17 protein-coding genes are annotated in these 21,584 nt (G+C 65.8%); 13 read left to right on the forward strand and 4 right to left on the reverse strand.

The features are described from left to right. The first annotated feature begins 140 nt into the window (after positions 1-140). The 6 genes from FJ424_RS32315 (at position 141) to FJ424_RS32345 (ending at position 6,548) form a co-directional block, all read left to right on the forward strand. Entirely contained in the window at positions 141-1,583 is a 1,443-nt protein-coding gene (locus FJ424_RS32315; protein WP_140659821.1) for a hypothetical protein, read from the forward strand. Between the two features lie 155 nt (positions 1,584-1,738). After that, positions 1,739-3,043 (forward strand): ABC transporter substrate-binding protein, encoded by a 1,305-nt coding sequence (locus tag FJ424_RS32320; protein WP_140659822.1) that lies wholly within the window; start codon positions 1,739-1,741, stop codon positions 3,041-3,043. A gap of 218 nt (positions 3,044-3,261) precedes the next feature. Next, positions 3,262-4,143 (forward strand): branched-chain amino acid ABC transporter permease, encoded by an 882-nt coding sequence (locus tag FJ424_RS32330; protein WP_140646780.1) that lies wholly within the window; start codon positions 3,262-3,264, stop codon positions 4,141-4,143. Continuing rightward, complete coding sequence (locus FJ424_RS32335; protein ID WP_140659823.1) at positions 4,140-5,102, forward strand: branched-chain amino acid ABC transporter permease; 963 nt, start codon at positions 4,140-4,142, stop codon at positions 5,100-5,102. Before FJ424_RS32330 ends, FJ424_RS32335 begins: the two co-directional genes overlap by 4 nt. Continuing rightward, positions 5,099-5,827 carry an ABC transporter ATP-binding protein gene (locus tag FJ424_RS32340; RefSeq protein WP_140659824.1) on the forward strand — a complete coding sequence of 243 codons (729 nt, stop codon included), beginning with the start codon at positions 5,099-5,101 and terminating at the stop codon, positions 5,825-5,827. Before FJ424_RS32335 ends, FJ424_RS32340 begins: the two co-directional genes overlap by 4 nt. Next, on the forward strand, positions 5,820-6,548 hold the full coding sequence (locus FJ424_RS32345; RefSeq protein WP_140659825.1) for an ABC transporter ATP-binding protein: 729 nt from the start codon (positions 5,820-5,822) through the stop codon (positions 6,546-6,548). Before FJ424_RS32340 ends, FJ424_RS32345 begins: the two co-directional genes overlap by 8 nt. A gap of 237 nt (positions 6,549-6,785) precedes the next feature. Here the strand turns inward: FJ424_RS32345 and FJ424_RS32350 are convergent, their stop codons facing one another. Both FJ424_RS32350 and pncA read right to left on the reverse strand, forming a co-directional pair. Further along, the gene (locus FJ424_RS32350) at positions 6,786-8,210 is read right to left on the reverse strand and encodes a sodium:proton antiporter (RefSeq protein WP_140659826.1); all 1,425 of its coding nucleotides are present in this window, start codon (positions 8,208-8,210) and stop codon (positions 6,786-6,788) included. Between the two features lie 169 nt (positions 8,211-8,379). After that, positions 8,380-8,994 carry a bifunctional nicotinamidase/pyrazinamidase gene (pncA, locus tag FJ424_RS32355; protein WP_140659827.1) on the reverse strand — a complete coding sequence of 205 codons (615 nt, stop codon included), beginning with the start codon at positions 8,992-8,994 and terminating at the stop codon, positions 8,380-8,382. Between the two features lie 291 nt (positions 8,995-9,285). Here pncA and FJ424_RS32360 point away from each other — a divergent pair, with 291 nt between their 5' ends. The 6 genes from FJ424_RS32360 to FJ424_RS32385 are packed head-to-tail and all read left to right on the forward strand — an operon-like array spanning position 9,286 to position 16,380. Beyond that, positions 9,286-10,143 (forward strand): xanthine dehydrogenase family protein subunit M, encoded by an 858-nt coding sequence (locus FJ424_RS32360; RefSeq protein ID WP_140659828.1) that lies wholly within the window; start codon positions 9,286-9,288, stop codon positions 10,141-10,143. Beyond that, positions 10,140-12,923, forward strand: coding sequence for a molybdopterin-dependent oxidoreductase (locus FJ424_RS32365; RefSeq protein ID WP_140659829.1), 2,784 nt, complete (start codon positions 10,140-10,142; stop codon positions 12,921-12,923). Before FJ424_RS32360 ends, FJ424_RS32365 begins: the two co-directional genes overlap by 4 nt. Further along, on the forward strand, positions 12,920-14,461 hold the full coding sequence (locus FJ424_RS32370; protein WP_140659830.1) for a 6-hydroxynicotinate reductase: 1,542 nt from the start codon (positions 12,920-12,922) through the stop codon (positions 14,459-14,461). Before FJ424_RS32365 ends, FJ424_RS32370 begins: the two co-directional genes overlap by 4 nt. Beyond that, positions 14,461-15,345 (forward strand): UPF0280 family protein, encoded by an 885-nt coding sequence (locus FJ424_RS32375; RefSeq protein ID WP_140659831.1) that lies wholly within the window; start codon positions 14,461-14,463, stop codon positions 15,343-15,345. Before FJ424_RS32370 ends, FJ424_RS32375 begins: the two co-directional genes overlap by 1 nt. Then, entirely contained in the window at positions 15,338-15,922 is a 585-nt protein-coding gene (locus FJ424_RS32380) for an amino acid synthesis family protein (RefSeq protein WP_140659832.1), read from the forward strand. Before FJ424_RS32375 ends, FJ424_RS32380 begins: the two co-directional genes overlap by 8 nt. Next, positions 15,919-16,380 (forward strand): MarR family transcriptional regulator, encoded by a 462-nt coding sequence (locus FJ424_RS32385; protein ID WP_140646841.1) that lies wholly within the window; start codon positions 15,919-15,921, stop codon positions 16,378-16,380. The genes FJ424_RS32380 and FJ424_RS32385 overlap by 4 nt, the downstream gene beginning before the upstream one ends. A gap of 233 nt (positions 16,381-16,613) precedes the next feature. Here FJ424_RS32385 and FJ424_RS32395 read toward each other — a convergent pair whose 3' ends face one another. Both FJ424_RS32395 and FJ424_RS32400 read right to left on the reverse strand, forming a co-directional pair. Then, positions 16,614-18,314: a hydantoinase B/oxoprolinase family protein gene (locus tag FJ424_RS32395; RefSeq protein ID WP_140659833.1), complete on the reverse strand. Its 1,701-nt coding sequence runs from the start codon at positions 18,312-18,314 to the stop codon at positions 16,614-16,616. Between the two features lie 2 nt (positions 18,315-18,316). Beyond that, positions 18,317-20,389 carry a hydantoinase/oxoprolinase family protein gene (locus FJ424_RS32400; RefSeq protein WP_140659834.1) on the reverse strand — a complete coding sequence of 691 codons (2,073 nt, stop codon included), beginning with the start codon at positions 20,387-20,389 and terminating at the stop codon, positions 18,317-18,319. A gap of 222 nt (positions 20,390-20,611) precedes the next feature. Between FJ424_RS32400 and FJ424_RS32405 the strand changes: the two genes are divergently transcribed. Beyond that, a complete protein-coding gene (locus FJ424_RS32405; RefSeq protein ID WP_140659835.1) occupies positions 20,612-21,439 on the forward strand; it encodes a ferredoxin--NADP reductase in 828 nt (275 codons plus the stop codon). Positions 21,440-21,584 lie beyond the last annotated feature (145 nt).

Raw genomic sequence — 21,584 nt, forward strand, 5'->3', positions numbered from 1 at the left:
CCCGCCCACCCCCCTCTGTCCTGCCGGACATCTCCCCCGCAAGGGGGGAGATTGGCAGCTTCGGGCGCCCCGCCCTCCTCTTCGACGTCGAAAATTGGCGAAAGCGACGGCGACATCCGATCTCCCCCCTTGCGGGGGAGATGTCCGGCAGGACAGAGGGGGGTGTGAAGGATCGCGGCGCTGGCGTTATTCTCGCCCTAGCCGTCGCGCTTGCCTCGCTCCTCCCCACCCCAGCCTTCGCCCACGCCTCCGACCGTGGCCATGTCCTGCTGCTACCCACCGGCTACTACCTCGCCGGCGGCGCGCTTGCCGTGGCCGTCAGCTTCCTCGTCCTGGCGCTGCTGCCGCCCGCCGCCCTCGACAATTTCTGGCGCAAGCGTTTGTCGCTCCTCACCTTCAGCCACCGCCCGCGCGCCATCGTCAGCCTGATTTCCTTTGCCGGCTTCGCACTTCTCATCGCCGCCGGCCTTTTCGGCAGCCGCGACCCGCTCTCCAACCCGCTGCCGCTGGTGGTCTGGACGCTGCTTTGGGCCGGTTTCACGCTGCTGCAGGGCGTGCTCGGCGACCTATGGTCATGGCTCAACCCGTGGTACGGGCCTTGGCGCGTCGCCTCTCGCGTCTTCGGCATTCATGCGGGCGACGCAAAGCGGTCACGCCTGCCGTCATGGCTCGGCTACTGGCCGGCCTTCGTGCTGTTCTTCGCCTTCGCTTGGTTCGAGCTGATCGATCCCGCGCCCGACGATCCCGCGCGGCTGGCATGCGCCGCCGGCATCTACTGGCTGGTCAGCTTCGTCGCCATGCTCATCTTTGGCTACAATGACTGGAGCCAGCGCGGCGAGTTCCTGAGCGTCTTTTTCTCGATGGTCGCGCGCTTCGCGCCTGTCGAGCGCCTCGAAGGCCGGTTGAGTGTCTGCTGGCCCGGCGCCAAGCTGCTCGCCGCTGAGCCGCTGCCACTGAGCGGCACCGCCTTTCTCCTCCTGGCCCTGTCCTCGGTATCCTTTGACGGCCTGTCGAAAACCTTCTTCTGGCTCGCTCAGTTCGGCATCAACCCGCTGGAATTTCCCGGCCGCACCGCGTTGATCGGCATCGGCAGCTTTGGCCTCGTCCTGACCTTCATCCTGCTTGCGGCGGCGTTCGCGCTAGCCGTCTTTCTCGGCCAACGCCTCGCCGGCGATGCGCAGTCGTTCGGAAAAGCCGCCGGCCTGCTGGTCTGGTCGATCGTGCCGATCGCGCTTGCCTACCACATCGCGCATTACCTCACCGTACTGCTGGTTGACGGCCAGTACGCCCTGGTCGCTCTCTCCGATCCCTTCGCGCTCGGCTGGAATCTGTTCGGTACCGCCGACATGATGGTCGAGGCAGGCGTCGTCGCCGGCGCTCAGTCGGCCTGGTGGCTATGGAATCTTCAGGCAGGCGTCATCATCGCCGGCCATGTGCTGGCCGTGCTCGTCGCGCATGGCCTTGCCTGGCGTCTCCACCCGCAGCCATCGCGAGCCGCGCTCAGCCAGCTCCCGCTCACACTGTTGATGATCGCCTACACGATCTTCGGCCTGTGGTTGCTTGCCACGCCGACCGCCGGATGACACAAGGGCGCGCTCCGGTGCCGTCGGGTAAAGCTCGCTTGCCAGGCCAAAGCTTTGGTGATTTAGTTTGTACACATGCAATTTTCCCATCCTCCAGAACGGGATGGTTTAGCCGCCTTATCGCTGGTCAAGACTGAAAAAACAGGGGAACCGACATGGCCGACAAGAACGGATTTTTCGACCTCTCGAAAACCACACTATCCCGCCGCACCGCGCTGAAGGGCATCGCCGCCGGCGCCGGCCTGGCGCTGGCGCCCGGCTTCGTCCGCTACAGCCAAGCGCAGAGCTCGGCGCCGATCAGAATAGGCTTCCAGTCGCACCGCACCGGCATCGGCGCCGCCTATGGCCGCTGGTACGAGAAGACCAGCGCCGCCGCCGTCAAGGCGATCAACGATGCCGGCGGCATCAGCGGCCGCCAGGTCGAACTGGTGATCGAGGATGACGGCACCGATCCCGCCCGCGGCGCCGAAGTGGTGGCCAAGTTCGCCAAGCAGCACAAGACCGACATCGTCTTCGGCACTTTGTTCTCGCATGTCGTGATCGGCTCGGCGCCCGCCGCCGGGGAAAACAAGATCCCCTATTTCGTGGTCAGCGAAGGCCATCACGTCGCCTCGACCAAGCTCAACCGCTACGTCTTCCAGCCCGGCATCACCGACGTGAAAAGCCAAATCCAGTCGATGGCGCCATGGATCGCGGCGAACGCCGGCAAGAAGGTGACGCAGATCTTCCCCGACTTCGCCTTTGGCTATGACCACCGCGACTACCTGCCGCCGGCGCTGAAGGCGCAGGGCGCCGACGTGATCGCGCAGATCGCCATCCCGCCGACGGAGAGCTCCTTCACAAAATACTTCCCGCAGATCCCGGCCGAGACCGAGGTGATCTATCATGTCATGGTCGGCCCGGCCGTGCTCACCTTCGTCAAGGAGCTTGGCGAGTTCTACGGTTCGCAGCGGCCGCAGCTCTTCGGCTTCATCGATTCGCTCGAGGCCGTCGACATCAACAGCCCTGGCCTCGAATTCCTCGACGGCAGCCATTTCTGGGAGGGCTCGCCGCGTTACGCGCAGGCCGATGACTCGGCCGCGCAGAAGGCCTATCGCGCCGCCGTCGGCATCGACGACAATGGCGCCGCCGTCGGCGACCCCAAGGACGTCTCCACCGCCGCCCACATGTTCGGCTGCTGGGAAACGCTCTATGTCGTCAAGAAGGCGATGGAAGATGCCAGCTACAAGGGACCGGAGGACCGCGCCAAGCTGGTCGAGGCGACCGAGGCGCTGAAGGAATTCGCCGAAGGGCCGGAGCATCCTCAAGGGGCAAAGACCTTCAACGGCAAGATCCACCAGTGCTTCGGCATCCAGAACATCTCCAAGGTCGAAGGCGGCAAGCTTAAGGTCGTGCACAGGACCAAGATCGAGGAGGGCCTCTACGAGCCCGAAGGGGACTACACGACGCAGGCGCTGTGAGCTTAGCTGCTCCTGCACACGTGAGCGCCAAGGCACCACCCTCTGGCCTGCCGGCCATCTCCCCCGCAAGGGGGGAGATCAGCAGTTCGTGCGGCAGCGCCTATTTTCTTCCTTTGGCGATTGGCGAAGCCTTAGGTGAAGGCCAATCTCCCCCCTTGCGGGGGAGATGCACGGCGGGGCAGAGGGGGGTGCCTCGCGCATCCGTTGGTGCTTAGCACATGCACTTCGGACCCCATCTCCTCCTCGCCGCCCTCGAAGGCCTCGTCACCTCCGCCGTATTGGCGCTGACGGCGCTCGGCCTTTCGCTGGTGTTCGGCGTCATGCGCGTCGTCAACGTCGCCCATGGCGAGTTCTTCATGCTGGGCGCGGTGCTGGCCTGGGCGGTCTCGACGGCGATCTCGGGCCACCCGGCGATCGGTTTCGTGGCCGCGCTGGTGATCGCGCCCGTGCTGGTCGGGCTGGTTGCGCTCGTCGCCGAACGCCTGGTGCTGCGCCGGCTCAACTACAATCCCGAAGGCACCATCGTCGCCACCATCGGCATGCTCTACATCATTCAGCAGCTGGCGTTGACCTTCTACGGCCCCGAGGCGCGACCGGTCGAGCCGCCCTTCAGCTACCGCATTCTTTTGCCCTGGTTCGGCTATTCCGGCTACAAGCTGTCCGTGGTTGCCGCTTCCGCCATCCTGCTGGTGATCACCTGGCTGGTGCTGACGCGAACGAAGATCGGCCTGATCATGCGCGCCACCCAATATGACCGCGAGACGGCGCAGGCCTTCGGCATCCCGGTCGAGCGCGTCTATGCCGGCGTCTTCGCCGTAGGCGCCATGCTGGCGGCGATCGCCGCGGTGCTGATCGTGCCGATCAGCCAGGCGCATTACCTGATGGGGCAGGACCCGCTGCTGCTTTCCTTCATCGTCGTCATCATCGGCGGACTCGGCTCGCTGCGCGGCACCGTGGTCGCCGCCGTCCTGATCGGCCTCTCCGACGGCATCATCTCGATGTTCTTCTCGCCGACGCTCGCCAAGATCATCGCCACGCTGGTGGTCGCCATGGTGCTGGTGTTCCGGCCGCAGGGCCTGTTCGGGACCACGCCGCGATGAGGGATGCTTCGCCGGCAAAGGCCTACGCCCTGCATATCGGCGTCATCGCGCTTCTCTTCGCGCTGAACTTCGTCCTGCCGGACTATCACCAGGGCCTGTTCGCCCGCATCATGGCGCTGGCCGTCTTCGCCATGGGCTACAATCTGCTCTTCGGCTATGTCGGCCTGCTCAGCCTCGGCCACGCCATGTTCTTCTCGGCCGGCCTCTACGGCGCGGGCTTGACCGTCTATCATCTCGGCTGGGGTGTACCCGAAGCCTTCGTTGCCGGAGTCGTCTGCGGCGCGCTGCTCGCTCTGGTCATCGGCCTGCTGGCGCTGCGCACCTCGGGTGTGGCGTTCATGATCGTCACCATGATGTTCGCCCAGGTTTTCTACCTGCTCATCCTCTATTTCGCCGCCTGGACCGGCGGCGACCAGGGCCTGGTCATCCAGCAGGCATCGCGGGTGTTTTCGATCGGCGGCACCTCCCTCGACCTGACCGATCCGACCGTTCGTTATATGAGCGCGCTGGCGCTGTTCGCGGTCGTGCTGCTCATCACCCTTGCCGTCGTCCGCTCCCGCTTCGGCCGTGTCCTGGTCGCCATCCGCGAGAACGAGGAGCGGACAAAGATGCTGGGCTATGACACGGTCGCCAACAAGCTCGCGGCCGTCGTGGCCTCAGGCGCCATCTGCGCGGCGTCGGGCGCCGCCTATGCGCTGCTGTTCGGTTATGTCGGAGCGAGCTTCGCCGGCGTCCAATATTCGATCCTGCCGCTGCTCTGGGTGCTGCTGGGGGGTGCCGCGACCACGCTCGGGCCGCTCATCGGCACGCTGTTCATGTATTACGTCACCGACATCACCAGCGGCTTCACCTCCGCCTATCTTCTGATCGTCGGCGTGGCGCTCATCCTGGTCGTCCTGTTTGCTCCGAAGGGCATTATGGGCAGCATCCGCCAGCGCTGGCTGGGGTGGCTGCCATGATGCCGCTGCTCACCACCAAGGGCCTGTCGCGCAACTTCGGCGGTCTTCGCGCCGTCGACGGCGTCGACTTCGCGCTGATGCCGGGTGAGATCCGCGCCATCATCGGACCCAACGGCGCCGGCAAGACCACCTTCGTCAGCCTGCTCTCGGGCCGCATCCAGCCGTCGTCGGGCATGATCGTCTTCGACGGTAGCGACATCACCAGCCTGCCGGCCTATGCCAGGGTCCGCCTCGGCGTCGCCTACACCTTTCAGATCACCAGCGTCTTTGCCAACCTCACCGCCTTCGACAATGTCGCGTTGCCGGTGCAGCGCACGCTGACGGATGGCCGCTCCAGGGGCGCGGTCAGGGCCGGCGTGATGTCGGCGCTGGAGCGCACCGGCCTGGCCGACCGCGCCGGCACGCTGGCGGGACAGCTTTCCTACGGCCACCAACGCCTGCTCGAAGTGGCGATGGGACTGTCGCTGAAACCGCGCCTGCTCATCCTCGACGAGCCGACGCAAGGCCTGGCCGACGCCGAGATCGACAATTTCATCACGCTGGTGCGCGAGATCGCCAAGGACGCCACCGTGCTTCTGATCGAGCACAACATGCCGGTGGTCATGCAGCTTGCCGACCGCATCACCGTCTTCAATTCGGGAAAGATCCTCGCCGAAGGCACGCCGGAGCAGATCCGCGCCAACGCCGAGGTGCAGGATGCCTATCTCGGAGCGACCCATGGCTGAGTCCCTCATGGCCGACACAGGCCTGCTCGCCATTTCCGGCCTCGATTGCTTCTATGGCGAGGTGCAGGTGCTCTACGGCCTCGACCTCGTGCTCAACAAGGGCGAGGTGCTGTGCCTGTTCGGCCGCAACGGCGCCGGCAAGACGACGACGCTGAAGGCGATCATGGGCCTGGCCCCGGCGGCCGGCGGCTCGATCAAACTGGACGGCAAGGAATTGACCGGGCTCGCCGCGCATGACGTGCCGAAGGCCGGCGTCGCCTATGTGCCGCAGGGCAGGCGATTGTTCGCCGAGATGACGGTGGCGGAAAACATCGAGATCGGCCTGATGGCGCGCGGCAAGGACAAGCAAACCCGCGAGAGCGTGCTCGATCTCTTCCCGTTGCTCAGGGAGCGGCTGAGGCAACGCTCCGGCACGCTCTCCGGCGGCGAGCAGCAGATGCTGGCCATGGCCCGCGCGCTCTGCCTCGAACCGCAGGTGCTGCTGCTCGACGAGCCGACCGAAGGGCTGATGCCGTCGATGATCGCCAAAATCCGCGAGACGGTGGCGAAGCTGCGCGATCTTGGCGTCTCGACCATCCTGGTCGAGCAGCGCGTCGACGCCGTGCTCTCGGTCGCCGATCGCGTCTCGTTCATCGAGAACGGCCGCAACCGCGAGACGGTCGATGTCGAGGAATTGCGCGCCGATCCGTCGGCGGTGCGGCGCTATGTCGGCGTGGGATAAGCGCTGAATGCGCGTTCGTACCAAGACTATCGGCCGCTGCGCTGCCCCTCATTGCCCTGCCGGGCATTTCTCCCCGTGAACGGGGTGATAGAAGCTGGCCGCGACCTCGGCGGTCATTCTGCAACGTTGGTGATTGGCGAAATCGGCGATGTCAGCTCCCTCCTCCCCGTTCACGGGGAGAAGATGGCGGCAGCCAGATGAGGGGCAGCGCCGGCGGTGGAAATTGAGTAGCTCAGCTCATCGAAAAAACAAAAACCCGGCGATCAAGAACGTCGGGATCAGCACCGCACCCGACCACGCCATATAGCCGAAGAAGCCGGGCATCTTCACGCCGCGATGCCGGGCGATGGCATAGACCATGAAGTTCGGCGCGTTGCCGATATAGGTGTTGGCGCCCATGAACACGGCGCCGGCCGAGATCGCCGCAAGCGTCGAGGCAGCCTCCGTCATCAAATGCCGGGCGTCGCCGCCGGCGAGCTCGAAGAACACCAGATAGGTCGGCGCGTTGTCGAGGAAGGACGACAGCCCCCCGGTCAGCCAGAAATAGGCAAGGTTGTTAGGCTGGCCATCCGCCGACGTGACCAGCGCGACCAGCGGCGCCAGCGCGCCGTCGTGGCCGGCTCTCAGGATGGCGATGACCGGCACGATGCAGACAAAAATGCCGGCAAACAATTTCGCCACTTCGGCAATCGGCCCCCAGGTGAAGCCGTTGGCTTCCCTGTGGCTCTTGTACGAGACGCGAAGTGACAGCCACGCCAGCGCCAGGATGATGGCATCGCGCACCAGGTTCTGCAGTTCGAGGCTGACGCCCAGGACGGAAAAGCTGACGCCGGGCTTCCACGCGGCCGAAAGCAGGATGGCGCCGATAACCCCGGCCAGCAGCGGCAGGTTGGCCAAGCCGCGCAGACGCACCTTCGTATCCGGGGTCGGGTCCTTGATCTTCGACATGCCGCCCTCGCGGCGATGCAGGATGATATCGAGCGCCAGGAACACGGCGAGCACGACACCGCCGACGAACAACGTCTCGCGCCAGAGATTTGCCGTCGTCCAGAAGAAGTCGACGCCGCGCAGGAAGCCGACGAACAAGGGCGGATCGCCGAGCGGCGTCAGCGAGCCGCCGATGTTGGAGACCAGGAAGATGAAGAAGATCACCACATGGGCGTTGAACGGCCGGTTGTCGTTGGCGCGCAGCATCGGCCGGATCAGGATCATCGAAGCGCCGGTCGTGCCGATGACCGAGGCGAGCATTGCGCCGATCAGCAGCAGCCCGGCGTTGACCAGCGGGGTGCCGTGGATGTTGCCGGCAAGCAGGATGCCGCCCGAGATCGTGTAGAGCGCGAACAACAGGATGATGAAGGACAGATATTCGGTAAGCAGCGTGTGCAGCACCGCTTCGCCTGCCGAAGCAAGGCCGAAGGCCACCGCCAGCGGCACGACCGCCAACACGGCCCAGGCAGCGGCGATCTTGCCGTAGTGATGTTCCCACACATGCGGGAAGAGCAGCGGCCCGGTCGCGATCGACAAGAGCAGGCCGGCAAAGGGCAGGCCCCACCACAGCGACATCGCGGCGCCGGGCAGTTCGTGGATTTCGGCGGCCAGCGCCTGTGCTGGAAACAGCATCGCGATGGCGAGCGCGGTGAAGTATGGAAAAAGCTCCCTCATCCGTCGCCTTCGGCGACACCCTCTCCCACAAGGGGAGAAGGGGGAACCCGCAATCCGGTGGCGCATACCGGCGACCTCCTCTCCCCTCGGGGAGAGGTCGGATTGCCCCGAATTGCCCTTCGCAATTCGGCTGGCAATCCGGGTGAGGGGGACCTTCCCCACAGTCCGGTCAGTCCGACAGATGATCGTCGAGCGTCACGCCGGCCTCGCGCATCCGCCCCAGCATCGCCTCGACGGAGCCGTTGAGGTCGATGCCGCGGCAGGCGTCGAGCCGCACCGTCGTCTTGAATCCTTGCTTCACCGCGTCGAGCGCGGAGAAGGCGACGCAGAAATCCGTGGCAAGCCCGACAAGCGTGATCGTGTCGATGCTGCGCTCCTTCAGGTAGCCGGCAAGGCCGGTCGGCGTCGCATGGTCGTTCTCGAAGAAGGCCGAGTAGGAGTCGATCGCGGTGCGGAACCCCTTGCGGATCACCAGCTCGGCCTTGGTCCAGGCGAGCCCGGAATGGAAATCGGAACCGAGACTGCCCTGGATGCAATGGTCCGGCCAAAGCGTCTGCGGCCCATAGGGCATCTCCATGGTTTCGAAAGCCTGCTTGCCGGGATGACTGGAGGCGAAGCTCGAATGGCCGGCGGGGTGCCAATCCTGAGTCAGGATCACATGCTCGCTGCGCCGGATCAAGTCGTTGACCAAAGGCACGATCTCGTCGCCGCCGGCAACCGCCAGCGCGCCGCCGGGGCAAAAATCGTTCTGCAGGTCGATGACGATGAGCGCTTCTTCGGCCATGCGGTTCCCTCTCGTTTCAGCTTGGGGGCTCCAGTCCAAAAGCCGCTGACGCGACCGGACACGGAACCTTGACCAGATGGCCGGCGGCGTCAACCTCCGGCGCCATAACAATCGCGTTCAGGTGTTCGCGGCGCCAACTCTGGCTTTGACAATTGCCGCCGGCCTGATATCATTTGCATACGAATGAAATTTGACCGGTGCGCGTGCCGGCGGGAAGACCCGAAGCAGGCACTTCGGAGGGCCAGGGGAAGGCCCCGTTTCGGGAAGGCCCAATTGTCTGGAAGGCAGAGCGTGATCCGTTACGCGAAACCCACCACGGTCGACGAGGCGCTCGCTTTGCTTGGCGAGGACCGCTGGCGCATTCTGGCCGGCGGCACCGATTTTTATCCGACGCAGGGCGCCAAACCCTTCCGCGACAACATCCTCGACATCAATGGTCTCGCCCAACTGCGCGGCATCGCCGAGGCCGACGATCATTGGCGGATCGGCGCCCGCACCACCTGGACCGACATCGTGCGCCATCCGCTGCCGACGGCGTTCGACGCGCTGAAGGCCGCCGCGCGCGAGGTCGGCTCGGTCCAAATCCAGAATGTCGCCTCGGTGGCCGGCAATCTCTGCAACGCGTCGCCTGCGGCCGACGGCGTGCCGGCATTGCTGGCGCTCGAAGCCGACGTCGAACTGCGCTCGGTCAAAGCCGTCCGCCATCTTCCGCTCGGTGAATTCATCCTCGGCAATCGCCGCACCGCCCTGCAGGCGGGCGAGATGGTCACCGCCATTCGCGTGCCGAAGCGCTCCGCCGTCGGCGCCTCGGCTTTCGTCAAGCTCGGCGCCCGGCGCTACCTCGTCATCTCGATCGCCATGGCGGCAGCCCGACTTGTGGTCGAGGGCGGTGTGATTGCCGATGCGGCGATCGCCGTCGGCTCCTGCTCTGCCGTTGCCCGTCGTCTCGCCGGCGTCGAGGCGGCGTTGCGCGGGCAGCCAGTCACTTCTGCCCTTGCGGACACGGTGCTGTCCGCGCCGATCGATGAACTGTCGCCGATCGCCGATGTGCGCGGCAGCGCCGAGTATCGGCAGGACGCGGCGCGCGAGGTCGTCGTCCGCGCGGTGCGCGCCGCAATCGGGCTCGACCAAGGCAAGGTGGCCGCATGAGTATGGCCCAGCCTGGCATGACCCAGTCCGGCATGGAACGCGCCGAGATTGCCTTCGAGGTCAACGGCGCGGCTGTCAGCGTATCCGTGCCGCCGGTCAGGCGGCTGTCGCAGGTCTTGCGCGACGAGTTGCGGCTGACCGGCACCAAGGTCGGCTGCGATGCCGGCGATTGCGGCGCCTGCACCGTGCTGGTCGACGGCAATCCGGTTTGCGCCTGCCTGATGCCGGCGGCCTCCGTGGTCGGCGCTTCCGTCACCACCGTCGAAGGCCTTGCCAAAGGCCGGCTGTCCGCCTTGCAGGCCTCGTTCCTCGAACACGGCGCCGCGCAATGCGGCATCTGCACGCCCGGCCTGTTGGTCGCGGCCACCGCGCTTTTGGAACGCAACCCCACGCCAAGCGAGGCCGAGACGCAGGATGCGCTGGGCGGCGTGCTCTGCCGCTGCACCGGCTACAGGAAGATCGTCGCGGCGGTGATGGGCGCCTCGCGGCATATGAACGGGATCGATCTTCGCCTCCCGGAAGTGGGCCACGCCGTCGGCGCCTCTCCCATCCGTCTCGACGGCGTGCCGAAAGTCACGGGCGACGAGATGTTCGGTGGAGACTCCTTTCCGGCCGACGCATTGTCGGTGCTTGTGGTGCGCTCGCCGCACTATCATGCCCGCTTCAGCTTCGGTGATCTCGATGCCTGGACGAAAGCGCATCCCGGCATTGCCGGCGTCTTCACGGCGGCCGATATCCCGGGCCACAACTGCTTCGGCGCCATCGGTCCCTTCGCCGACCAGCCGGCGTTGGCCGAGGGTTTTGTCCGTCTGCGCGGCGAGGCCGTGGCGCTGGTGGCGGGCGAGCGCGAGGCGATCCTCGATCTCGACCTGACGGATTTTCCGATCGGATGGACGGAACTGCCGCATATGCTGCAGCCCGCCGAGGCGAAGGCCGAGGGTGCCGCGCTGATCCACGGCCACCGGCCGGCGAACCTGCTCACCTCCGGCCTGGTCGAACGCGGCGATCCTGAGGGAGCGCTGGCTGCTTCCGCTGCCACCGTGTCGGGCGCCATCGAGACCTCTTTTGTCGAGCACGCCTATATCGAGCCGGAAGCCGGCTATGCTTACGTGGACGGCGACACGCTGGTCGTCGTCGCTTGTACCCAGGCGCCCTACATGGACCGCGACGAGACGGCCAAGGTGCTCGGCCTTGCCGTCGACAAAGTGCGCATCGTTCCGACCGCCACCGGCGGCGGCTTCGGCTCGAAACTCGATGTCTCGCTGCAACCTCTCATCGGCCTTGTGGCGATGAAGACGGGACGGCCGGCCGCACTTGCCTACACGCGCAACGAATCGATGATGTCGACCACCAAGCGCCATCCGGCCGAGATGAAGGCGACCATCGGCGCCGATGCCGAAGGCCGCGTCACCGGCATGGTCTTCGAGGGCGATTTCAACACCGGCGCCTATGCCAGCTGGGGGCCGACGGTCGCCAACCGCGTGCCGGTGCACGCCTCCGGCCCCTATCTCACGCCGAACTACCGGGCGGCCGGCTATGCCATCCACACCAACGGCCCGATCGCGGGGGCCTTCCGCGGCTTTGGCGTCCCCCAGTCGACGATCATGCAGGAGACGCTCTATGACGAGCTCGCCGGCAAGCTGGGCATCGATCGGCTGGACTTCCGGCTAAGGAATTGCCTGCGTGACGGCTGCGAAACGGTCACCGGCCAGCGCCTCGAGTCGGGCGTCGGCATCGGCGAATGCCTGGAGCAGCTTCAGCCGCATTGGGCGCGCGCGCTGGCGGACGCGGAGGCGTTCAATGCCACCCACGCCGCCAGCAAGCGCGGCGTTGGCATCGCCTCCTGCTGGTACGGCTGCGGCAACACCTCGCTGCCCAATCCCTCGACCATCAAGGTCGGCATCTCGGCCTCCGGCGACGTCGTCCTGCACCAGGGCGCGGTCGATATCGGCCAGGGCTCCAACACGGTCATCACGCAGATCTGCGCCGACGCGCTCGGCCTGCCGCTGGGCAAGTTCAAGCTGAAGAGCGCCGACACCGCTATCACGCCCGACGCCGGCAAGACATCTGCCTCGCGCCAGACTTTCGTGACCGGCAAGGCGGCGGAGAAGGCAGGCCGCGCATTGCGCGAGAAAATCCTACGCTTCGCCAATGTCTCCGGCCAGGCGACAATCGCGCTCGACGATGCCAGCATCTCAATTCGCGAAGGCGATGCCGCACGGCGCATCGATCTGTCGGCGCTCAAGGCCGATGCCGACGGCCTGGTGTTCGTCGCCGAGGAAACCTACGACCCGCCGACGCTGCCGCTCGACGCCAAGGGCCAGGGCAAGCCCTACGCCGTCTATGGCTATGGCGCGCAAATCGCCGAACTCGAGGTCGATCTCAAGCTGGGCACGGTGAAGCTGATCAGGATCACCGCCGCGCATGACGTCGGCAAGGCGATCAACCCGGTGCTGGTCGAGGGCCAGATCGAAGGCGGCATCGCACAGGGCATCGGCATGGCGCTGATGGAGGAATACATCCCCGGACGCACCGAGAACCTGCACGACTACCTCATCCCTACCATCGGCGACGTGCCGCCGGTCGAGCACATATTGGTCGAGGTTCCGGATCCGGAGGGGCCCTTCGGCGCCAAGGGCCTTGGCGAGCATGTGCTGATCCCGACCGCGCCGGCGATCCTCAACGCCATCCGCCATGCCACCGGCGTCCTGGTCACCAAGGTGCCGGCGACGCCGAGCCGCATCCTTGCGGCGATCCGCGAAAAGGAGGCGCGCCGATGAGCGAGCTTGCCGAACGTTTCGAAACCCACGATCCCGGCGAGAAGCAGGTGGCGGAGAAGATCCGCTGCGATGCCTGCCCGGTCATGTGCTACATCGCCGACGGCCGCACCGGCGCCTGCGACCGCTACGGCAATGTCGGCGGCCGCATCGTGCGCATGGACCCGCTGACCATCCTCGATCACGCAGCCGAAACCGGCGGCGCGGTCGTGCCGTTCGTCGCCGAGGGCGAAGCCTGGAACGGCGAGCTGGTCAACACCGGCCGTCGCTTCGTCACCGCCATCGGTGCCGGCACCACCTATCCGGACTATAAGCCGGCGCCCTTCATCGTCAGCCAGGCGGTCGAGGGCGTCGATCTCGTCACTGTCGTCACCGAGGGCATCTTCTCCTATTGCGGCGTCAAGGTGAAGATCGACACTGATCGTCATATCGGCGACGAGACGGCGATCGTGCGCTCGGAAGGCGAAGCGATAGGCCATGTCACCACCGGCGAATACGGCTCGCAGATGCTGTCGCTTGGCGGCGTCCATCACCTTACCGGCGGTTCCAAGCCCGAAGGGCGCGCCACTTGCGATGCGCTGCTCGACCTCTGCAACAGGAAACCGGTCGAGCTCAGCATTGACGGCGGCGCGACGGTGATCGTCGAAGCCGGCAAACCGCCGGTCATCGACGGCAAGGTCGAGCACCGCATGCGCGTCGGCTGCGGCTCGGCCACCATCGGCATGTTCGCCACGCAATGGCGCGGGCTGGTCGACGAGGTGGTGGTGGTCGACGACCACATCACCGGCGTCGTCTCCGAGCATCAGGCCGGCAAGGTGCTGGGCTGGGAGGACACCGGCATCAAGATCATCGGCCGCCGCTCGACCCCCGGCCGCTATTTCAAGGTGTCCGAGCCCGGCCTCGGTTGGGGCGGCACCACGATTTCCGATCCGCTGTCGATCCTCGGCGACTGGAACGCCAAGAAGGGCGCGCGTCCCGGCCTGTCGCTGCTGATGGTCTCGACCACCGGCGAGCAGTTCGCCTATTACGAGCTGGACGACCAGCTGAAGCCGGTCCAGAAGCCATTTCCCGAGCGGCTGCAAAAGTCCGTCGGCCTGATCGAGGACAATTGCGAGCCGGCGCTGTGCACGGTTCTGTTCATCGGCGGCGCCGGCGGCTCGCTGCGCGCCGGCGTCACCGAAAACCCGGTCAATCTCACCCGCTCGGTGCAAGGGTTGAAGACCTATGTGACCGTGGGCGGCGCGCCGGTCTATGTCTGGCCGGGCGGCGGCATCACGCTGATGGTCGACGTCACCCGCGTGCCGGAAGGCGCCTTCGGCTATGTGCCGACGCCGGCGCTGGTGGCGCCGATCGAATTCACCATGCGCCGCGACGATTATGTCCGGCTCGGCGGCTATGAGAACGAGATCCGCAGCATCGAGGACATCCTCGCCAAGGGCGGCGAATATCTCAATCCGCGCCGCGGCACGGGCGCGCCGGCCGATAACCCCTGGCCGCCGTTGGCGCAACTGCGCCGCGCCGTGGCGAACGGGGCCGGCTGATGAACGGCCCGCAGGCGCATTGGCTTGCCGACGGCAGGCGGCTCCATCTCAACCATGGGCCGATCGACCTGATCGTCGAGGCCTTTGGTGAAGCGGATGAACGCCGCGCCGCCTACGAACAGGCAGTCGCCCGCTTTCAGACGATCCTGATCGAGGTGGTCGAAGAGCTGCCCGAATTGCGGCTTCCTGCATTCTTCCTGGCGCCGCGCAGTTTTGCCGGCCCTACGGCGCGCCGCATGGAAGCAGCCGTCACGTCGTTGGCGGAATGCTTCATCACCCCGATGGCCGCCGTCGCCGGTTCGGTAGCCGACGAAGTTCTTAGTTGCCTGCTCGCCGGCCGCCGGCTCGACCGCGCTTACGTCAACAATGGCGGCGATTGCGCCCTCCATCTCGGCAGAAGCCAGTCGATGACCGTGGCCATTGCCGGCACCGGCAATGGCATGGCCGATCGCGTCACCATTCGCGCTCAGGACGGCGTGCGCGGCGTTGCCACCAGTGGTTGGCGCGGCCGCTCGTTTTCATTCGGGATCGCCGACGCCGTTACCGTTCTCGCCCCGACCGGCGCCGAGGCCGACGCGGCGGCGACGTTGATTGCCAACGCCGTCGATCTTCCCGGTCACCCTGCCATCGCCCGCGCCGCGGCGCGCGACCTGGCGCCGGACAGCGATCTCGGTGAGATGCTGGTGACGCAAAGCGTCGGCGCGCTCGCGCCCGCCGAGGTTGCGCGCGCGCTGGACAACGGCCTTGCCGTCGCCGAAGATTTTCGCCGGCGCGGCCTGATCGCCGCATCGGCGCTGTTTCTGGCGGGCGAGGCCCGCATCAGTGGTTCGGTGGCGCTCGCCGCGCCCAACAAACATAAAGCGAAGGAAACTGCCCATGCCTGACTTTCCGATCCGCAAGGTCGCGGTTCTGACCGAGGAGATTTTTCACGATGGCGGCCCGATGGCGAAAGAGCCCCGCCTTCGCGCGGCGGCTCTCGCCGTGGTCAAGAACCCCTTAGCCGGCCGCTATGTCGAGGACCTGCAGGGCGCGATGGAAGACCTGAAGCCACTCGGGCTTCTGCTCTCCGACAGGCTGATCGCGGCGCTCGGCGGCGACGTGAAGAAGATCGACGGCTACGGCAAGGGCGCCATCGTCGGCTCCGCCGGCGAATTGGAGCACGGTGCGCTGTGGCACGTGCCGGGCGGCTACGCCATGCGCGAGCGATTGGGCGACGCCAAGGCCATCGTGCCTTCGGCCAAGAAGGTCGGCGCCTTCGGCTCGCGGCTCGACGTGCCGCTCGGCCATATCAACGCCGCCTATGTGCGCAGCCATTTCGATGCCATGGAAGTCGGCATCAGCGACGGCCCGCGTCCCGACGAGATCCTGTTCTGCCTCGCCATGACCTGCGGCCCGCGCGTCCACAACCGCATGGGTGGCCTGGCGGCGCAGGACATCAAGGCATGGGACGGTTTGAGATGAGCGGCGAGGACAATCTGCTGCGGCTGGTCGAGGCCGAAGACGGCGACGAGAACAACTACCATCTGCAGGACCAGGTCGGCTTTATCCTGCGCAAGGCGCATCAGCGCCACGTCGCGCTCTTCGCCTCGCATATCGGCGACCTGACGCCGCCGCAGTTCGCGGCGCTCGCTAAGCTCTACGATATCGGCGAAACCTCGCAGAACCAGTTGGGAACGCTGATCGCCATGGACGCCGCCACCGTGAAAGGCGTCATCGACCGGCTGAAGGCACGGGGCTTGGTCGAGGTTTCCAAGCACGAGGTCGACAAAAGGCGGCTGCTGGTCAATCTGACGCCGCAAGGCCGCGAGGCGATCGAGCGTCTGATCCCGCTTGCCCGCACGATTACAGAGGAAACGCTGGCGCCGCTGACGGCCAAGGAGACCGCAACCTTTTTGCGGCTGCTGGCGAAGCTGGCGTGAAGGGTTGCTTTCGACGCTGGAGGGACAGCACCCCCCTCTGGCCTGCCGGCCATCTCCCCCGCAAGGGGGGAGATTAGCAGTTCGAACGCCGGCGCTCGTCCTGCAGCGTTGGCGATTGGCGAAAGCGAAGGTGACGGCCGATCTCCCCCCTTGCGGGGGAGAGGCCCGGCAGGGCAGAGGGGGGTTGGCGGGAACTCGACCCGGGCGTTTGGCCTAATGCCACGCCCGTCCGCCTACAAGTCCACCCCGAACATCTCCCTAGCCTGCTCGGCCGTATAGTAACCAAGCCTGACATCCTCGGCGACCTGCTTCGGGTCGCGCTCGCGCGGATCGCCATAGCCGCCGCCGCCCGGCGTGCCTACACGCACGCGGTCGCCGGCCTTGAGCGCGATGTCCTGCTCCTTGGAAAGATGCGGTGGCACATGCGCTTCGCCGCCCCGAAACACGGTCACGCTGTTTGGCGCGCCATCCTTGCCGCCGAGCGCGCCCTGCGGGCCGAAGCGGCCATGGTCCATGACGAAGGACGCGCGGGCTTCACCGCGTAGGATCTCGACTTCATAAGCAAGCCCGAAGCCGCCGCGATGCTTGCCCGCGCCGCCGGAGCCTTCACGCAGCGCGTAGTGGCGGTAGAGCACCGGAAAGGCCTGCTCCATGATCTCGACCGGCGGCGACTTCGAGATGCCGATGGTCGAGCAGCCATTGCTCAGTCCGTCATGGCCCGCATTGCCGCCATAGCCGCCGCCGGAGATCTGGTACATGACATAGTCGCGGCCGCGCGCCGGATCATTGCCGCCGAGCGCGAAATTGCCGCTGGAGCCGGCGGGCGCCGCCGTCACCTTGTCCGGCAGCGCCTGCACCATGGCAGCGAACACCGCTTCGGCGATGCGTTGCGACACTTCCGCCGCGCAGCCTGATACGGGCCGCGGGTATTTTGCGTCGAGGAACGTGCCTTCCGGCCGCTTGACGTGCAGCGGCTCGAAGGCACCGGCGCTGATCGGCACTTCCGGGAAGATATGGCGCATGGCGAGATAGACGGACGACAAGGTCGTCGCCAGCACGCTGTTCATCGGCCCCACACAGGGTTTTGAGGAGCCGGCAAAGTCGAAGGTCAGCGTGTCGCCCTTCTTCTCGACGGCGAGGTCGATGGTCAGCGGCTCGTTCACCACCCCGTCGGAATCGACGAAAGCCTGCGAGCGATAGACGCCGTCGGGGATGACGGCGATCGAGGCGCGCATCTGTTCGGCGGCGCGGCGGCGCAGTTCCGTGATCGCCTCGACGACGGTTTCGTCACCGTAACGATCCAGTATTTCATTGAACCTGTCCTGGCCGATCAGCAATGCGGCGGCCTGCGCGCGGATGTCGCCGATACGCTGGTCGGCGACCCGGATGTTCGAGCAGATGATGGCGTAGATCTCGGAATCGAGCGCGCCCTTCTTGAACAGTTTCACCGGCGGCAGCCGCAAGCCTTCCTGTTCGACCGCGGTGGCAGAGGCCGAAAAGCCGCCCGGCACCGAGCCGCCGATATCCGGCCAATGACCGGTGTTGGAAAGCCAGCAGAAGATCTTGCCACCCCGATAGACCGGCATGACGAAGCGCACGTCCATCAGATGCGTGCCGCCGAGATAGGGATCGTTGACGATGTAGATGTCGCCCGGATCCGGCGCCAGGCACCGCCCGTCGGCGATCATCTCGATCACCGTCTTGGTGGAATACTGCATCACGCCGACGAATACCGGCAGGCCCTGGCTGCCTTGCGCGATCAGCGAGCCGTCGACCGCCGAATAAATGCCGTCCGAGCGGTCATTGGCTTCGGCGATGACCGGCGAGAAGGCCGCGCGGGAGAAAGTCAGGTCCATCTCGTCGCAGACCTGTTGCAGGGCAGCCTGCAGCACCGAAAGCGTGATCGTGTCGAGTTTTGCCCCAAACGCTGGCATTGTCAGGCCTCGCCGATGTCGATGATGATGTTGCCGTCCGCGTCCGAGCACGCCCGGTCGCCGGGTTCGAGCACAGTCGTGGCGTCCATCTGTTCGAGAATCGCCGGCCCCTCGATCACGGCGTCGAGCGGCAGCTTTTCGCGCGCATAGACCGGCGTGTCGTACCAGCGCCCGTCGTACCAGACCGGCCGGATCTCGCGCCGCGCTTCCTCAAGCGTTGCCCCGCGGCCTGCCGGGTCGATCAGCCGCGACAGGTCGATCTGCGGCCGCACGCCGGTGACCGAGGTGTTGAGGTTGACGAGGTTGGCGCGGATTTCGGGCAGCTCGACCTTGAAACGGGAGAAATAGGCCTTTTCGAACAGAAGCTGCAGCGTTTCTCGTGAAACCGAGGACGAGGGCAGCGGCACGTTGATGATGTGCGTCTGGCCGACGAACTGCATGTCGGCGGAATGCGTGACGCGGATCGCGTCCGGCTTCACCGCTTCCTTGGCGATCAGCGCCTCGCCTTCGTTACGGTGCCGTTCCAATAACTCGCGAAGCGAAGCTTCATCGAGCCCACCGACCGGCTGGTTGATGGTGTTGACGAAGTCGTGGCGCAAATCCGCGACGACGCAGCCGAGCGCATTGGTGATGCCGGGGCGCGCCGGCACCAGCACCCTGGGCAGGCCGAGTTCGCGGGCGAGCGCCGTCGCATGCAGCGGTCCGGCGCCGCCGAAGGCGAACAGCGCGAAATCGCGCGGGTCGTGGCCGCGCGACACCGAAACCATGCGGATCGCGCCCGCCATCTTCATGTTGCCGAGCCGCAGCACCGCGCCGGCGGCTTCGACGCCGGAAAGGCCCGTTCGCTTGCCAATCTTGTCCTCGAAGATCGAGGTCACGCGCTCGACGGTGACCGGATTGTCGACGGCCAGCAGCTTCTTCGGCGCCAGGCGGCCGAGCACCAGATTGGCGTCGGTGATGGTCGGTTCCACGCCGCCGCGCCCGTAGCAGATCGGGCCTGGATTGGCGCCCGCGCTTTCCGGGCCGATCTGGATCAGCCCGGCCGCGTCGACGCGCGCGATCGAGCCACCGCCGGCGCCGACCGTGTGCACCGCCACCATCGGCACATGGATCGGCATCGCATATTCGATCTCGATCTCGTTCGACACGGCGGGTTCCGCGTTGCGGATCAGCGCCACGTCGGTCGATGTGCCGCCCATGTCGTAGGTGACGAGGTTGCCGAAGCCGGCGCGTTTTCCCGTATAGGCGGCGGCGATCACGCCGGAAGCCGGGCCGGACATCACGGTCTTGGCCGATTCCTGCGTGACGAAGCGGGCCGAGATCATGCCGCCATTGCCGTTCATGATCAGGAAGTCGCGGGCGTAGCCCTTCGTGCCAAGCTCCTCGCGCAGCCGCTCGACATAGCGCTCCAGGATCGGCTGCACCGAGGCGTTGACGGCCGCCGTCACGCCGCGCTCGAACTCGCGCGCTTCCGAGAGCAACGCATGTCCGGTGGTGATGTGGCCGTTCGGCCAGACCTCCGCCGCGATCTCGGCGGCCCGCCGCTCATGCGATGGGTTGGCGTAGGAGTGCAGGAAATGGATGACGAGCGACTCGCAGCCGGCGTCGAGCAGCTTTTTCACTGCGTCGCGCATCTCGGCTTCGTCGAGTTGAATGCGCACGGCGCCCGACGCCTCGACCCGCTCCGACACTTCGAGCCGAAGGTCGCGGGGAATGACCGGCACGAAAGTTCCCGTCATGCCATAAGCCTGCGGCCTTGTTCGGCGGCCAAGTTCGATCACGTCGCGAAAGCCGCGCGTGGTGATCATGCCGGTCCGCGCCAGCCGGCGCTCCAGTACGGCATTGGTGGTGGTCGTCGTGCCATGCACGATGAGGTCGATGCCGTCGATCGGAAAACCGGTGGCGCCAAGTGCTGCGACCACGCCGAAGGCCTGGTTCTCCACCGTGGTCGGCGTCTTGGCGATATGGACCTTGCCGCCTGCCTTGCCGTCGATCAAGAGCAGATCGGTGAAGGTCCCGCCGACATCGATGCCGGCAACGACGCTTCCAGCCGGCGCCGAAAATTTCTCACTCATTGCCGAAACCCGAAATGCCAGAACTACGGATATGCCTTGGTTTGGAAAGGCGTTTTACGCTGCCATCTTGACCTGAAGATCATTTGTATACTAATAAATTCCCGACACAAGAGCTTACCGCTTGGCAGTGTGTGAGAAGCACGCCGGAACCTGACCGTTCGGGCGCGCAGGAAAAAGTTTGGCGCCCAGTGCGTTCCATCTGGGCCGGAAAGTTGGGGTGGAATGAACACGACATCCGCGTTGAACGTCGCAGGCTCGAAGCCGCTGCAGTTCCCGATCCCGGCCAATGTCTACGCCGAGACCGTGGTGTCGGTGAAGCATTACACCGACCGGCTGTTCTCCTTCCGCATCACCCGCCCGCAGTCGCTGCGTTTCCGCTCCGGCGAATTCGTCATGATCGGCCTGCCCAATGCCGAGAAGCCGATCTTCCGCGCCTATTCGGTCGCCAGCCCCGCCTGGGACGACGAGCTCGAATTCTTCTCGATCAAGGTGCCGGACGGTCCGCTGACCTCCGAGCTGCAGAAGATCCAGGTCGGCGACACCGTCATCATGCGCCAGAAGTCGACCGGCACGCTGGTGCTCGACGCGCTGACGCCTGCCAAGCGCGTGGTCATGATCTCGACCGGCACCGGCATCGCGCCCTTTGCCAGCCTGCTGCGCGACCCCGATACCTATGAGAAGTTCGACGAGGTCATCCTCACCCACACCTGCCGCGACAATGCCGAGCTTACCTACGGCCAGGAACTGGTGGCCGGGCTCGAAAGCGACCCGCTGATCGGCGAGCTGACCGGCGGCCGCGTCACACTCTACAATTCGACGACGCGGGAAGAGTCGGCGCGCATGGGCCGCATCACCGCGCTGATCGGCTCGGGCAAGTTCTATTCCGACCTCGGCATCGACAGGCTCAATCCCGAGACCGACCGCATCATGATCTGCGGCTCGATGCACATGCTGAAGGACGTCAAGGAACTCGCCGAAAGCCTCGGCTTCCAGGAAGGCTCGCTCAGCCATCCGGCAAGCTTCGTCGTCGAGCGCGCCTTCGTCGGCTGAGGCACGTCGCGGTCCGCCAGCTCTGTTGGAGGCGTCTGAGATTAGCGACGACATTCGCGCTTCGTCATTCTAGGCCGTAGTGACGATTTAAGGAATTGGGATTCCCACGGGCCGGCAAATCAGATTCAACGCTGATTTTTGGGGA

This window comes from Mesorhizobium sp. B3-1-8, assembly GCF_006439495.1.
Taxonomy (GTDB): Bacteria; Pseudomonadota; Alphaproteobacteria; order Rhizobiales; family Rhizobiaceae; genus Mesorhizobium.